The sequence below is a fragment of the Microlunatus ginsengisoli genome (assembly GCF_039537205.1).
Lineage (GTDB): Bacteria > Actinomycetota > Actinomycetes > Propionibacteriales > Propionibacteriaceae > Microlunatus > Microlunatus ginsengisoli.
Genome location: NZ_BAABAB010000014.1, coordinates 86,808 through 101,900, shown reverse-complemented (window position 1 = coordinate 101,900; position 15,093 = coordinate 86,808). Strand labels below are relative to the sequence as shown.

General features: G+C 72.1%; 9 protein-coding genes. 5 read left to right on the top strand and 4 right to left on the bottom strand.

The annotated features are described in order from the left end of the window. Positions 1-10: 10 nt before the first annotated feature. Together ABD747_RS09830 and ABD747_RS09825 are read right to left on the bottom strand one after the other, a co-directional pair. Positions 11-3,103: an AfsR/SARP family transcriptional regulator gene (locus ABD747_RS09830; RefSeq protein ID WP_344803894.1), complete on the bottom strand. Its 3,093-nt coding sequence runs from the start codon at positions 3,101-3,103 to the stop codon at positions 11-13. A gap of 31 nt (positions 3,104-3,134) precedes the next feature. Continuing rightward, a complete protein-coding gene (locus tag ABD747_RS09825; RefSeq protein ID WP_344803892.1) occupies positions 3,135-3,908 on the bottom strand; it encodes a hypothetical protein in 774 nt (257 codons plus the stop codon). A 139-nt stretch (positions 3,909-4,047) separates the two neighbouring features. Here ABD747_RS09825 and ABD747_RS09820 point away from each other — a divergent pair, with 139 nt between their 5' ends. From ABD747_RS09820 to ABD747_RS09810, 3 genes are all read left to right on the top strand, one after another. After that, positions 4,048-5,286: an alpha/beta hydrolase family protein gene (locus ABD747_RS09820; protein ID WP_344803890.1), complete on the top strand. Its 1,239-nt coding sequence runs from the start codon at positions 4,048-4,050 to the stop codon at positions 5,284-5,286. Positions 5,287-5,376: 90 nt separating this feature from the next. Then, complete coding sequence (locus ABD747_RS09815) at positions 5,377-5,874, top strand: hypothetical protein (RefSeq protein WP_344803887.1); 498 nt, start codon at positions 5,377-5,379, stop codon at positions 5,872-5,874. A 420-nt stretch (positions 5,875-6,294) separates the two neighbouring features. After that, positions 6,295-6,972, top strand: a complete 678-nt coding sequence (locus tag ABD747_RS09810) for a Type 1 glutamine amidotransferase-like domain-containing protein (RefSeq protein WP_344803885.1) — start codon at positions 6,295-6,297, stop codon at positions 6,970-6,972. Between the two features lie 250 nt (positions 6,973-7,222). On the opposite strand, the gene ABD747_RS09805 is transcribed toward ABD747_RS09810, so the two are convergent. Together ABD747_RS09805 and ABD747_RS09800 are read right to left on the bottom strand one after the other, a co-directional pair. After that, complete coding sequence (locus ABD747_RS09805) at positions 7,223-10,270, bottom strand: RICIN domain-containing protein (protein WP_344803883.1); 3,048 nt, start codon at positions 10,268-10,270, stop codon at positions 7,223-7,225. Positions 10,271-10,542: 272 nt separating this feature from the next. After that, positions 10,543-13,491, bottom strand: a complete 2,949-nt coding sequence (locus ABD747_RS09800) for an AfsR/SARP family transcriptional regulator (RefSeq protein WP_344803881.1) — start codon at positions 13,489-13,491, stop codon at positions 10,543-10,545. Between the two features lie 319 nt (positions 13,492-13,810). Here ABD747_RS09800 and ABD747_RS09795 point away from each other — a divergent pair, with 319 nt between their 5' ends. Next, positions 13,811-14,404 carry a DUF6790 family protein gene (locus ABD747_RS09795; RefSeq protein WP_344803879.1) on the top strand — a complete coding sequence of 198 codons (594 nt, stop codon included), beginning with the start codon at positions 13,811-13,813 and terminating at the stop codon, positions 14,402-14,404. Further along, positions 14,401-15,078 (top strand): TMEM175 family protein, encoded by a 678-nt coding sequence (locus ABD747_RS09790; protein WP_344803877.1) that lies wholly within the window; start codon positions 14,401-14,403, stop codon positions 15,076-15,078. The genes ABD747_RS09795 and ABD747_RS09790 overlap by 4 nt, the downstream gene beginning before the upstream one ends. The last annotated feature ends 15 nt before the right edge of the window (positions 15,079-15,093 follow it).

Below are 15,093 nucleotides of genomic sequence, written 5' to 3'. Positions count from 1 at the left end.
AACGATCCTCTCAGCGGCTCGACGGTCGTTCGTACGCCCTGGGGTCGAGCGAGGTCGCTTGCGCGACGTCGAGCTGCCCACCAAGGGCCCAGGCATCCTCGTACCCTGCCGGGCCCAGGTCTGCCTTGGCCCGCTCCAGCGCGCGGTCGGTGATGGCGTGCTCCGGCCAGGACACGCCGAGCCGGTGCGCCAGCGCCCGGGACGCCGCGGCCTGGGCGACCCCGATGGCGGGCTCACCGGCGAAGATCATCATCCCGGCGCGCGCCTCGAGCATGGTTCCCGCCGGCCGGTCGGCGGGGCCCGCGAACATGATCAGCTGTTGCTGGTCCACCCAGCCGGCGGCCGCCCGCATGTCGCCGGTCGCGTAGCTCAGCCTGATCAGCGTGCTGATCGCGAGCGCCGCGGCGAAGCCTTCGCCGGCCGCGACGGCCTCCGCGGCCACCGCCTCGGCCCAGAGGCCGACGTCGGTGGCGCCGTGGAACGCCCGGCCGTAACTGTCGATCGCCGCGATGATCAGCCGGGCGGCCGATCCGGTCGTCCCGGCGCCGATCTCCAGGGCCCGGTCGACCATCGGGCCCACCAGATCTGGCACGTCGGCGTAGCTGGTGTTGATCACCAGCAGGGTGAGGAGCCGCAGTACGGAGTCGGTGATCTCGGGAGGGATCGACCGGCCCCGGGCCAGCACCAGGTCCAGTTCGGACCTGATCCGGTCGTACTGGCCCGTGCGCAACCACTGCGTGCCCAGCGCGATCCAGTTGATCATGGTGTCGTCCGGGTCCGCGTCGGGCACCGCGATCGCCGCCTCCAGCCAGCGAGCGGTGTCGGCGGGCGGCACCCGGCGCAGCCAATAGCCGTCGAGCTGCACCGTGAGCCGGGCACCCCTGCGGCTCGGTGCCGCGACGAGGCACCGGTGCAGCACCGCCCGGATCGTGTCGGCCTCGTCGTCCAGCTCTCGATACAGCCACTCGTGCCCCGGACGGTCGAGCGGTGGCGCATCGGCGACCAGCTCCGACAGCCAGCCATCCCGCCGGTCGAGCAGCAGCTCGGTCTCGCCGGCCGCGTCCAGCGAGCGGCGGGCGTGCGCCCGGATCGTCACCAGCTGCCGGTAGCGGCTCCGCCGGGACGAGCCGGCGTCGAGCTCGATCATCGAGGAGTGGACCAGCTCGGCCAGCAACGGCACGACCTCCTCCGGTGCCAGCGGATCGAAACCCGCGACCGCGACGGCCAGTGACGCGCCGAACCGTCCCGGCAGCACGGCGAGGCGTCGGTGCAGCACCCGTTCGGAGGGGCTCAGCAGGCGGTGGCTCGACTCGATCGCCGCCCCCACCGACACCGGCCCGGAACGCCTGCTGCGGCCGACCCTGGTCACCGCACCCGGGTCCGCGCGCAGCTGCTGGGCGATCTCGGCCAGACTGCTGAACCGCACCCGGGCCGCGGCCAGCTCGATGGCCAGCGGAAGCCCGTCGGCCGCTGCGCAGATCGCCTCGACGAGCTCGGCGTCAGGTCCCGAGAGATCCAGCTCCTCTCCCGGCCGGGCCCGGTGCGCCCGGTCGGCGAACAGCCGGGCCGCGGCCGACAGCCCGCGTGCCGATGGTGCCGGGGCCGATGGTGCCGGGGCCGATGGCTCCGGATCCGGCGACTCCGGGTCCGGAACAGGCAGCAGCGAGAGCGGGGCGAGCGACCACACCGTCTCGCCGTCGACATCCAGCGGGGTCCGGCTGGTCGCCAGCACGGTGCAGCCGGCATCTAGCCCGACCACGGCCTCCACCATCTCGGCGCAGCCGGCCAGCAGGTGCTCGCAGTTGTCCAGCACGAGTAGCAGCCGCCGGGTCCGGCTGAAGTCGGCGAGCACGTCCAGCGGCCCGCGTGACTGGGCGGTGGAGATCCCGATCGTGTTGATCGTCGCACTCACGACCAGCGCTGCCTGCTGCGCCTCGTCAGCGGGGGTGATCGGCGCCAGGTCGACGAACCAGATCCCGTCGGGGAACTCGGCTGCGGCGGCCGCCGCGGCGGCGACGGCCAGCCGGGTCTTGCCGCAGCCGGCCGGACCGACCACCGTCACGAGTCCGGGATGGGCGAGCAGCCCGGCGACGCGCGCGACCTCCGATTCGCGAGCGACCAATGACGTCAACCACGACGGGAGCCGAACCTCCGGGCCCGTCTTCTCCGGCCGCGTCGGGCCGGCGGCCTGCGTCGGGCCGGCGGGCGGCGTCGGGCCGGCGGGCTGGGGCGAGCCGGCGGGCTGGGGCGAGCCGGCGGTGGGCTTCGGTCCGGAAGCCGCCGACGGGGCCGGCTGCCGCTCCGGCTCGGCCACCGTGCCGTCCAGGATCTGCTGGTGGAGTGCCCGTAGCGCCGCCGACGGTTCGACGCCGAGCTCGTCGCGCAGCAGGCGGAACGCACGCTGGTAGGCCTCCAGCGCGTCCGCGGTCCGGCCGGTCAGCTGTCGCGCCAGGATCAGGTGTCGCCAGCCGCTCTCGCGCAGCGGGGCCGTGGCCACCATCGTCTCGGCGACGTCGGCCGCGGCGCGCGGGTCATCCGGCAGCAGTGCCTCGATCAGCAGCTCGTACGCCTGCAGACGGAGCTCCTCCAGCCGGGCGACGTCGGCGGCGAGCACCGGCTCGTCGGCGAACCGGCCGAACGGGCGCCCGCGCCACAGCGAGAGCGCCTCCCGGGCGGCGGCGGCCGAGTCGGCCGGCCGGCCCTCCGTCAGGGCGGTCCTGGCCGTCGCGATCCGGGCCGCGAACCGGTGCGAGTCGACCTGATCGTCGGCGCTCACCAGCCGGTAGCCGCCCGCGTCGGTCACGATCCGGGTCGGCGCGGCCCCACGTCCGCGACCGGGTTCGAGCAGCTGACGCAGCCGCCAGAGCTGGGAGTCGAGCGCTCCCTGCCGATCCCCGAGAGCGCCCTGGTCGCCGCCGACCCGCTCATCACCCCAGGCGAACTCGATCAGCGCGTCCGCCGAGACCCGGGTATTGACCCGGGCCACCAGCAGGGTCAGCAAGGCAGCTTGCCGGGTGCCGCGTGGGACGACCCGGGCGCCCGGTTCCCGCGGTTGGTCGGCGTCGAGCTCGACCTCCACGTCTCCGAGATCGAGCGTCCGCATCTGCGTACGGTATCGCTGCCCGGCGCGCAGTTTACGCCGTAATGCGACCGTCCGCCGCGGCGCGGCTGATCCGCGCGCGATCCACCAGGTCCTGAACGGCTTCGCGACCCGAGCCGGCGTCCAGCGGTGGACCGAACCCGAGGCTCAGGGTGTCGATCGTGCCCGCCTCGATCAGCTCGAGCACCAGCTGACCGACCCGCAGCACGTCCGCGACATCGCTCCCCGGCCACGCGGGGGCGAGGGCGAGCTCCTCGGGCAGCAGCATCGCGCGCTGCTTCTCCAGGTAGAACGCCAGGCGAGCCGTGTGGCTGGTGGCCTCCACCGCGACCAGACCGTCGGCGATCGTCCAGCCCGACCAGCAGGTGCTGCCGATCCGCTGCTCTCGACGATCACCCAGCGCATCGAGGTCCCGGCCGGGCACCGACGTCGCTCGGATCGGCGGATAGGCGCGTTGGAGGTCCTCCGGCCACTCCGGCGGAGCGTCCGGCGCGGGTCGGTCCGGATCGGGCGGGCGCAGGTAGCGGCGGGTCTGCGCCGGTAGGCAGTCGAGGAGGTCGTTGTTGCCGACCAGACCCGGATGGCGCCCGCTGTTGATCAGGGTGACCTCGGCCGACCGGCCGAAGCTCGCCGCGACCGCCCGGACGGCCGACCGGAGGTGTGGTCCCGCGCCGGTGTCGATCAGATACAGCCGCGCCCCGGATCGGAGCACGGCCGGGCCCGGCAGCGAGACCACCGGCCAGACGGGCCATTCGCCCTCGACCAGGAACAGGTTCTCGTCGACCGCGTGGATCGTGCCGTTCGTCATGGCACCAAGCGTGCGGGCAACCACTCGCAGCGGACTTTCGCGGCGTCCCGTCGGGGGTCCGGGTCGCGCAAGTCCGACGCGAGCGGCGCGCGAGCCTGCGCGAACAGAGTGTGCTCACCCAGCAACCAGGAGGAATCCCATGACCACTTTCATCGACGACCCCGAGTTCGACGGCCAGTTCGTCCGTACGCTGTCCGCGGCGACCCGCGGCGGCGCCGATCTCGGCGAGGCGCTCGCCGTCGCCGAGCGGATCGTCCCCGGCGACTTCGCCTCGTGGTACCGCGCATGGACGCAGACCGCCGAGCGGGTCCGGGCCGAGGCCGACCGGGCGCTGAGCAGCGGCGACGCGGTGAGCGCGCGCCGCGGCTACCTGCGCGCCGCCGAGTACTACCGGCAGGCGACGTTCTTCGCCCGCACCGATCTGGACGATCCGCTCCTGCACGCCGCGTACGACGGCCACGTCGCAGCGTTCGAGGCCGCCGTCCCGCTGCTCGGCCACCCGACGTACCGGATGGTCGTCGAGGGCGACCACGTGCTGGCCCGCGGCTACCTCTTCACCCCGGACGACACCGATGCGCTGCGCCCGACGGTGATCCTGCCGGCGGGTTACGACTCGACCGCCGAGATGGGCTACACGTTCGCGGCGGTCACCGCGCTCGACCACGGTATGAACTGCCTGACCTTCGAGGGACCCGGCCAGGGCGGGATTCTCTACCGGCACAAGGTCCCCCTGCGGCACGACTTCGAGGCCGTCCTCAGCCCGGTCGTCGACTGGCTGCTGACCCGGCCCGGCGTTGACCCCGACGCCCTCGTCCTGCTCGGGCGTAGCTTCGCCGGCTATCTCGCGCCCCGAGCGGCCACCGGCGAGCACCGGATCGCCGCCCTGGTCTGCGACCCGGTCCAGTATGACTTCGCCGTCACCATCCGCCGCCGCGCGGGCGAGCGGGTCTGGGCTCGGCTGATGGACCACGACCCGTCCCTCGACGCCGACCTCGCGCCCATGATGGCCGACCCGCACGAGCGGAACGGCTTCCAGTGGCGGATGGCCGCACACGGCACCAGCAGCCTCAGCGACTACTTCCGCGAGCTGGCCCGGTTCTCACTGGTCGGGATCGCCGACCGAATCGGCTGCCCGACTCTGGCCACGTCCGGCGAGGGCGACTTCGCCGACAACGGGCAGCTCCAGACCTTCGCCGACGCACTCGCCGCCCCCGTCACCAGCCACACCTTCACCAAGGCCGAGGGAGCCGGCGGGCACTGCGAGGGGCTGGGGCAGGACCGGTTCGACCAGTACGCGTACGGCTGGCTGCACACCGTCCTCGCCGACCCCGACCGCCGGCCGGCTCGCGCCCGACTCTCACGCGTGCCCGCTCGATAGTCCCGGTCGTGCAAGTCCGGCGTGAGGCCCCCGAGAGCCCTGCCGCCGAGAGTTGCCGACATCCGCATCTCACTCACCCGAGGAGCCATCATGACAATCACCGAGATCCTCGCCATCCTGGCTATGACCGCCTGGGCGGTCTATCGCCAGACTCGGGCCGCCCGGCTGGGACTGGACGGCTCGCGCTTCAAGCTGGCGATCATCTATGCCGTCGTGGGGGTTGCCGTCGGCGGGTTCGACCCGCCGGCGGGCACCCTGGGTTGGGCGATGATCGGCCTCGGGCTGGCCCTCAGTCTCGTCGTCGGGCTGGTCCGCGGACGCCGCACCCGGATCTGGATCGACGACGCCGGCGCGGTCTGGTCCAGGGGCACCGCCCTCACCGTCGGACTGTTCCTCGGCCTGATCGCGACGAAGTTCGCGCTCGGCACCGCGGCGTACGTCCTCGGCATCGACGACGGCGCCGGCTTCGGCGAGGTCCTGGTGATGATCGCGATCATGATCGCCGTCCAGGCCGAGATCGTGCACCGCCGGGCCCTCGTCGCCGTCGCCTCCGACCGCTCCACCCAGCCGGTCGGCCTCCCCGCCTGATCAACGACATCGTCAAGCTGGCCGGAGACAACAACGACGCGTCCAAGGGCGTCGGTCTGCACATCGACACCGATGCCATGGCGTACGCGGCCCAGCTGCATGCGCCCACCTGTGACCTCAGGAACCGCTGAACGCCGACCATCGCCCACCGTCGGTGGATATCCCGACGCATTCTCAGCCCTCCGGCCCGGACCGGGTCGAGGGGCGGGGGCTGCGTCGGGATTTCGGCGTTGGGCCAGCCTCGCTTTCTTTGAGCGATTCCAGAAAATGGCCGGAGTGGGAGGTCGCGAAAGCGCAACGTTCGAGGCGGCAGAGTTGCGGTTGTGACCAGTTTTCGGGGGTGCGGACGGCGTGTCCGATGATTCACGTCGCCCGTCCCGGTCATCAGGGGGACATCACCGCAGCGCCGGGGAGGCGTCCGTGACGAGGTTCTTGCTGACGTCGGGCGGGGTCACGAACGCGAGCATCCGCTCGGCGCTCGTGGACTTGCTCGGCAAACCGATCGAGGAGTGCGCCGCCCTGGTCGTCCCGACCGCGCAGTGGGGTCACCCGTTGTGCGGCCCGGCGACGGTGCGGGGGCTGGTGGCCGCCGAGCCGGTCTTCCGGCACTTCACTGGGCTCGGCTGGACGTCGCTCGGCGTGCTCGAGCTGCCCGCACTGCCGACCATCGGCGCCGAACGCTGGGTGCCGTGGGTGCGGGCGGCGGACGTCCTGCTCGTGGACGGCGGGGATGCGACCTACCTGTGCCACTGGCTGCGAGAGTCCGGGCTGGCCGAGCTGCTGCCGTCGCTGGGCGACCTGGTCTGGGTCGGCGTGAGCGCCGGCAGCATGGTGCTGACGCCCCGGATCGGGACGTACTTCGTCGAGTGGCCGGCCGCACCGGACGACCGGGGCCTGGGCATCGTCGACTTCTCGATCTTCCCGCACCTCGACGCCTGGCCCGGCAACATGCTGGCCGACGCGGAACGATGGGCCGCGGACATCGCCGGTCCGGCGTACGCCATCGACGAGCAGACGGCCATCGCGGTCGTCGACGGTTCGATCCAGGTCGTCTCCGAGGGCCGGTGGGTGCAGCTCGGGTCGCGCCGGGGGAGCTGACTCGGGAGTCGCTCAGGTCCGGTGGATCGGCGCGCGATCGCGCGCCGCATGTCGCGAATCGACCACGCGCCGACCAGCAAGCGTTTTCCACCGGCCCTTTCCGCCGCGTGAGGTCGATCGGCGACACGATCCCGATTCACAGCCGACCGCCGTCAACGAAGAATCCCGGCGCAGTCGACGATCCGGAGCCCCGGGTTGGGGCTTCGAGTCTCGGCTGCGCCGGGATCCTCGGCGGGTCAGTGGGTCGTGATCACCACCCGGCGGCAATGGTCGACCAGCGCTGACCCGGCGCCGACGTGTCGAGGGCCAGCGTCAGGCTGGCGCCGCCCACCGTCGGATAGCCGCGGTCCGTGCTCAGCACCAGGCGACCGCTGCCGGGCGCGTCGATGGCGGACACGACGGCCGCGGTGCCGTCGCCGCCGGCGCTCAGCCGCCAGCGCTGGCCGGTCTTTCCGGTGCAGGTCTGCAGCCGGATCTGGCCATTCTGCGAGGCGTCGGACGCCGCGAGGCACTTGCTGTCGGTCGGGTTGACGATGCTGAACTCGCCGGAGGCGCTGTCGTCCAGCGGCGTGATCCGCCACTGCTCGTTCCAGGCGCCCATCCGCGGGTACTGGATCAGCGGCGTGCCGTCGTCGTTCGACCCGCCGGCGATGTTGGCCACCTCGCCGGTCGTCGACGACTGCAGCACGACAGGAGCCGCGACCGGGGTGATCGTTACCGAGGGAGTCGTGCCCTTCGCGGCCAGCGAGAAGCTGCCATTCGTCGGCAGCCCGTTCACGACGAAGCTGGTGCCGCCACCGCCGCCACCACCGGCGCCGATGTTGCCGCCACCGCCGCCACCGCCCCCGCCGAGGTAGCCGGCGCCGCCACCGCCGCCGCCACCGAAGCTGTGCGCGCTCTGGCTGCCGTTGCCGCCTCCGTTGCCGCCGGCAATGCCGGTGGCGCTGGTGCCGGGCTGGTTGTACGTCGTCTCGTCGTACGGCTTCGCGGTGCCGGCCGCGCCGCCGTTGGCCTTGCCGGGACCGCCGCCGGCCTTGCCGCCGGAGTCGCCGTACGGCTGGGAGCCCTTCGACACCTTCAGATGGGCGGCGCCGTCGGTTGCCGGCGAGCAGGTGCCGTCGACGGCGGCCGTCGAACCGCTGATCAGGCAGCTGTCACCACCCTTGCCGCCGGTCATCGACTCGGGAATGGTCAGCCCCGCTCCCCCGCCTCCGCCGCCACCGGCGGCGAGCAGGAAGCTGGCGCAGTTGTCGTACGAGCTCAACCCGGACATCCCGCCGCCGGCCCCACCGCTGCTCGGCTTGCTGCCGAACAGGACCGGATCGGCCGCCCCGGCGCTTCCGCCGCCGCCGGCCGTGCCGGCGGTTCCGGAACCGTTCACCCCGACCCGGACGTACAGCGTGGTGCCGGCCGCCGCCGGGATGGTGGCGGTGACGACACCGCCCCGGCCGCCGGATGCGGAGCCGTTCCCGTTCTGCACCCCGTCGGCTCCGCTGCCGCCGGTCGCGGTCACGGTGACCGCCGACGCGCCGGCCGGAACGGTGTAGGCCTGGCAGCTCGTCGCGTCGTCGAACGTCTTCGGGCCGTCCAGGCCGAGCCCGCCATGCCTGCCCTTCACCGGCCGGACGGGCCGGGCCTTGCGCACCGCCATCGGTGCCGGCTGCGGCGACGCGGTCGAGGGGACGAAGTCCTGGACCAGGAAGAGAGAACCGCCCTCGCCGTTCGTGCTGGTCGACAGGATCGAGCGCGAGGTCAGGGCCGTGTCCTTCGCGTCGACCGAGGTCATCAGCCCGTAATGCGGTGCATTGGTGGTGCCGATGTCGACCAGCGTGGGCCGGACGGCCTGGACCGTGCTGTCCACGCCGTTCACATGCAGCGTGGTCGAGCTGCGGTCGAAGATCGTCATCCCCATCGCGTCCGCCGTCGCGGTCAGGCCAGCCGAACCGGCACCGGCCTGGACCGCGGTCCAGTCGTCGCTCGTCGGGACCCGCCAGCCGTCGATGCCGCCCCACTGGGTGGCGTCGATCATCGCCGGCAGCGGCGCCCAGGACGGCCGGGTCACCCGCAGGTCGCCGAGGTTGTCGTCCTTGTCGTACGTCCGCAGGTAGCACAGCGTGGAGACGGTCGGGCAGTAACCGGCGGTGGCCGAGGAGTCGCCGAGCAGCGTCACCGGCTTGTCGGACCACAGCCGTGGGTGGGCCTTGTCGCGGTAGTCCAGCACCGTGCCGTCCGGGATCCGGCCGATCCCGGTCTTCAGGTAGTTGTCCGTGCCGGCCGATGCCTGCCTGGCGAAGTCGTTCGCATAGCCGGCGAGAACCGTCGCGTAGTCCGAGGCGAGCGTCGGCTGCACCGTGTACGGGTGGGCGTCGGAATTCACATTCGGGAACGCGAGGTGAGTGACCTCCGAGTACAGATACATGCCGAGGGCCAGTTGGCTGGTGTAGTAATCGGTCATGTCGTAGGCCGAGTTCACGTAGCTGGCGGGGAAGACATGGGTTCCCGGGTACTGGGCGACCTTGGTCGGCGAATACCCGGCCTGGTCGGACAGCAGGTGCGCGTACTCGACGATCGCACCCTCGGCACCGCCGGTGCTCGGCATCAGGTTGACGTGGATCTGGTCCATCTCCGTCGGCAGGTTGTCCCGCATCGCGGCCAGGTCCTTGAGGTAGTCGGTGCCGAGGTCGTCCACCTTCGTGCCGCTCTGCAGGGCCTTGACGATCGCCTGATACTCGCGCCACCAGGTGTTGATGTTGCCGGCATGACCGTCGGCGACGCCGGCGTCGTGATCGTAGGCTTCCCGGGTGGTGTTGGTCTCCAGCGTGCCCAGCTTGTCGTCGAGCAGGTTGCAGACATTGGTGATCTGGGTCTGCAGCGCAGCCGTCTTGGCGTCGACGTCCTTGGTCAGGGCGGCGATCTCCTCCGGCGTCTGGTCCTTCTGACCGCCGGTGATCACGTTCAGCAGCCAGCCCAGCCCCTGGTCCTCGCCGAACGTGCCGGCCTCCTCGCCGACGGCGCCGATGAACGCGATGAACGGGTTGGTCTCCTTGTCTCCGCCGAGCGCAACGGACTGCGCGGAGCGCAACTCGGTCGGCGAGGGCGGGGGCTGACAGGCGGGCGAGCCGGCCGAGCCGGCGCCCTGCCGAGCACCGGACCCGATCAGGTCCTGGGGGTCCGCCGCGTCGGCACTGCAGCCCGAGGCGGTGGTGAGCAGGGCGAGCGCGGCGACCGTGGCCGCCGCGACGCCGAGCCGACGACGTACGCCGTGCGCGGCGCGCCCCGGCTGGTGGTGGGTGTTCATGGTTCCTCCGAAGGGTGCGGACGAGCTGATGACCACCACCCTCGGCCGGGGCCCTTTCGCCGAACTCGTGTCGCACTGTCGTCGGGCTTTCGCTCGACTCGCGCGGACTCACGCGAGCCGTGACGCCACTCGGAGACCATCGCCGGACGGGTCGTCGCGCCCGGAGCCGGCAGGTCGAGCACAGCGTCGTCTATCTGACCGATGCTGCGGCATCGCGGCTCTCGGGGTCGCGGGGATCTCGCTCCGTTCCCCGAGGCCCGGGATCCGCGATGTCAGCCGGGGTCGTCCGCCGTCGTCCAGCCACGGGCGACCTCCTCCAGCGTCAGCGAAGCTCCCGCGGCCGCGGCCGATTCGAAGCCGGCCCCCAGCGCCGTTCTGGTCCGCTCGATCAGGGCCGCGGTCGGTGCTCGGGTCGGCCACACGGTGCCTGCGCGATGGGCCAGCGCGGCGCCACCGGCGTACAGCCGAGCCGCCTCGGAATAGTCGGATGTCATGGCGGCGAAGTTGCCGAGCGTCTCCAGAAACACCCAACCGCCCCCGCTGCCGAGCCGCAGGTGGATCGGCACCAGGCGGCGTATCCATGCGATCCCGTCGACCGGGTCCTGCTCGATCATGGCGACCGAGGTCCGGACCAACGCTGCCATCCACTGCGCGAACAGGTTGCCGATCTCACCGGCCCGCTCGAACAGGGCTGCCGCCTCGGTCTTGCTGACCTCCAGCGGCCGTAGCGGCAACTGAGCGACAGAGCCGACCATCTCGGTCAGCACCGCGAGCTGCGGATCGCCTGCCCGCACGGCCAGCGGCCTCAGCCGGTCGTGCAGCGCAACCAGCCACTGGTTCTCCTCCCGCCCCCAGGCGGTGCCGGCGAGGCAGGCGATGGTCTCTGCCACGTCGATCACGTCCGACTCGGCGATCGTGCCGATCTGGTCGAGGCCCACGACGAGCAACGGTCTCGCGAGATCGGCTCGGGTCCGGAGGTAGTAGACAGCGGCGAGCCGCATGGCCCGGATGCCGGCTTCGGCCGGGGTTCGTGCTGGCGGGCCCTGGGCCAGCAGCGCCTCAAGCCACCGTCCGCCTTCCATCAGCCGGTGCCGGTAGTACCAGTACGTCGTCAGCTCGGCGCCGAGCCGGGCCAGCTCCGGATCGCCGTCTCCCCGGAGCTGATCCTGCAGGCACGCCCGAATCACGCCGTACGCATCGTCCAGTTCCTCGAACCACGCGGGTTCGTCGGCCGTGCCGGCTCTCGGTCGCCGGCCCAGCACGCCGCGCACCCATTCGTCGCGTCGGCGGCTCAGCGCGTTCGCCTCCCCGCCATCGAGGAGTCGTCGCCGGGCGTGCGCCCGAACCGTCTCCAGCTGCGCGAAGCGGGTTGCGTGCTGGCGCGATCGCCGAGTGATCAGCATCGAGCTGTTGACCAGAACGGCGAGCCCGTCGGCGACGGTCGCGCGGTCCGACTCTCCGCCCGCCACGCCTGCGGCTGTTGTCAGCGAGAACTCGCCGGGGAGGATCGACAGCCGGCGGTGGAGTGCCTGCTCCGGTTCGTCAAGCAGCCGATAGCTCCACTCGATCGCGTCGTAGAGGGTGTTGCGATGGTCGGCCCGACCCCGTCCGGCCGGCTCCAATCCGACCTGGCCCGGCGCGATCCGGCCCCGCCCGATCCTGCCCAGCCGGCTCGGATCGCCGACCACCTGATCCAGGATCTCCTCCAGCCCGAACATCCTGGTCCGCGCCGCTGCCAGCTCGAGGGCCAGCGGAAGGCCGTCCACCGCACGACAGATCCGGCCGATGGCGTCGAGGCCGGCGGGCTCCGGATCGAGATCCGGCCTCGCCGCGCGGGCGCGTTCGAGGAACAGCTCGACCGCCGGGGAGTGGCCGGCGCCGGTCCCGCCCGCACCGTCGGCCGGTGGCTCGAGCAGTGACAACGGCGACAGGGACCACACCATCTCCCCGTCGATTCCCAGGGGTTCCCGGCTGGTGGCGAGCACCGTGCTCGCGCCGCCCGAGCCGAGCACCGCCTCGACGCCGGCCGCCGCGCTCGCCAGCACATGCTCGCAGTTGTCCATCACCAGCAGGGCCCGCTTGTCGGCCAGGTAGTTCTGGATCGCCAGCAGCGGATCGCCGAGTGCCGACGCCCCGAGCCCGAACGTCGAGCTGAGGACGTCCGGCACCAGCGACTCCTCTGCCGCGGCGGCCAGGTCGACGAACCACACCCCGTCCGGGTAGTCCGGCGCCATCACGGTGGCGACCTCGACCGCCAGCCGGGTCTTACCGCAGCCGCCTGCCCCGACCAGGGTGACCAGCGGATACGCGCCGACGAGCGATCGGATCCGATCGAGGTCGCCCGATCGGCCGACCAGCCGGGTGGCGCGTCGCGGCAGGTGGACCTCGGGCGCCGACGGTCGCGTCTCGGGGGCCGGCGAGGCCGCGTCGACCACGATCGGAAACCCGGCCGGCCGGAGCGCGGGATCGTCCTCGAGATCACCGGACAGCAGCCTGGCGTGCAGGTCGGTCAGCTCCGGTCCCGGGTCCAGGCCCAGCTCGTCGCGCAGCAGCTCGCGGATCCGCTGGTAGCCGGCCAGCGCCTCCTCGATCCGGCCGGTTCCGGCGAGAATCCGCATCCGCTGAGCCCAGAGCCGTTCGCGATAGGGCGTGGCGGCGATCAGCGGCTCGAGATCGGCCAGCGCCCGGCCGGGCTGGCCGGCGCCGATCAGGGCCGAGATCCGGCGCTCGGCCAGGTCGCTGCGGAGTTCCTCCAGCCTGGTCACCGCCGGTACGACGTCGGGCAGGTCGGAGATCGGCTCGTACGGACGCCCGCGCCACAGGCCCAGTGCCTCGTCGATTTCTCCGACGAGGTTGCGTTCCGACGACGCGTGATCGTCCACGGCGGGGAGGTTCTCGGCCAACCGGACAAACAGGGTGGCATCGACCACCTCCGGCGACGCCGCCAGCCGGTAGCCGGCACCGGACTTCAGCAGCACCGAGGACGCTCGACCCCGGGTCGGCTCCAGCAGGTTGCGCAGCCGCCACAGCTGGGAGTCCAGCCGCGCGGTCGACACGACGGCGTCGGAACCCCAGGCCGCCGCGATCAGCGCGTCCGAGCTCACTGCACGACCGAGCTCGAGCGAGAGCCTCGCGAGCAGGGCACCCTGTTTCGTGGCGCCGAGGTCGGTGGATCGACCCTCGATCTCGACGATCGGCGATCCCAGGTCACGGATCCGCACGGCGCAACGTTAACCCGGATCCACCGACTGACGGCGTCGCGAGCGGCATCAGACGGGTGTGCCTGGCAAGGCGCTCGGCGCGAGGGTGGACTGGCGGTCCATCGAGCGTCGGCAACGCAGCCAGCGTGCCCGGATGAGGTCGCGCAGTAGCCGTGAGTCGCCGGATGCGGGGTCACCCGCGGTGACGGGTCAACGAGGAGCGCCCGGGCTTCCGGGCGCCCGTGACGCGCGCGCAAGTCCGGCGTGAGATCGCCGCAAGTCGCGTACCGCAGAGTCATCGGTGAGGAACCGCCTCAGCTCAGCACGAAGGGAACCCACCATGATCGGCTCACTCATCGCCGCCCTGATCGGCAACTACATGACGACCTGCTTCGCGATCGGCCTGATCGTCGGGCTCGTCGCCGTCGCCCGGCACCGCGGGCCGCGGACCCCAGAGTCGTCCAGCGGCCTGCTGCTGAACGCGTACGTCCTCTGGGCTATCGGCGTCGCCCAGGCGATCAACTTCGTCATGCACTCCGTGTTCGGCGACTTCGCCGCCGCCTCGATCGGCTGGGCCCAGAGCCCATTCCAGCTCGAGCTCGCGTTCAGCAGCCTCGGGGTCGCGGTGATGGCGTTCATCCTGCACGGCCGGCACGCCCCGTTCCGCGGCAAGGTCGCGGTCGTGATCGCCACCGCGATCTTCGGCTACGGCGCCGCCGCTGGTCACGTCTACCAGGTGATCGCGAACCACGACTACGCCGTGAACAACACCGGCCTGCTGCTGGTGATGGACGTCGCCATCCCGACCGTCGGCCTCGCCCTGGTCGTCTGGCACGCGGTCAGCCCGCGGACCGGCGCAACCGACGCGGGCGGCGCCTCCAGTGCGTCCGGCACCGACGCCGTGACCCGGCCCGAGCCGGCCGGTCGTCGATGACGACCGAGCCTGCTGCCGGCGCGACCGCCCGCGACGCCGCCGGCGCGGAGACAGCGGACGGCCAGCCGGGCACCGACCGGCTGATCTCCTTCAGCGACGGGGTGATCGCGATCGCGATCACCCTGCTCGTCCTCCCGCTGACCGACATCCACCCGGCCGGGGAGAACGTCTGGTCCCTGCTCGCGGACAATCGTGGCGCCCTGCTCGGCTTCGGCCTGACGTTCGCCGTGATCGCCAACTACTGGTCGGCCCATCGCACCCTGCTGACCTCCCTGCGCGGCCACACCACGACGTTGGTCCAGCTGAACACCATCTGGCTGGCGACCATCGTCTTCCTGCCGTTCCCCACCTCGCTGCTCGACTCCGACCTGCACCAGGGCTACGCCACGCTCTACATCGTCTCGCTGCTGGCCGCCTCGCTCCTGACCGTGGCCCTCGCTCGATATCTGCACCGCCACCCCGAGCTCCGGGACCGCGCCGCACCCGATCTCGAGAGCTTCGTCGCGACCAGCTGGGCCGCGGCCGGCGCCCTCGTCGTCGCCGGCGCGATCTCGGTGGCCGCACCACGGCTCGGCCTGGGTGCGCTGCTGCTGATCATCCCGGCCCAGCTCGTCGCCGCGCGGAGCGTACGTCGGCGCGCGTCCGGCCCTCGCGACCGCGCGCGGACCACGTAGCCGGTCCGGCTGCCG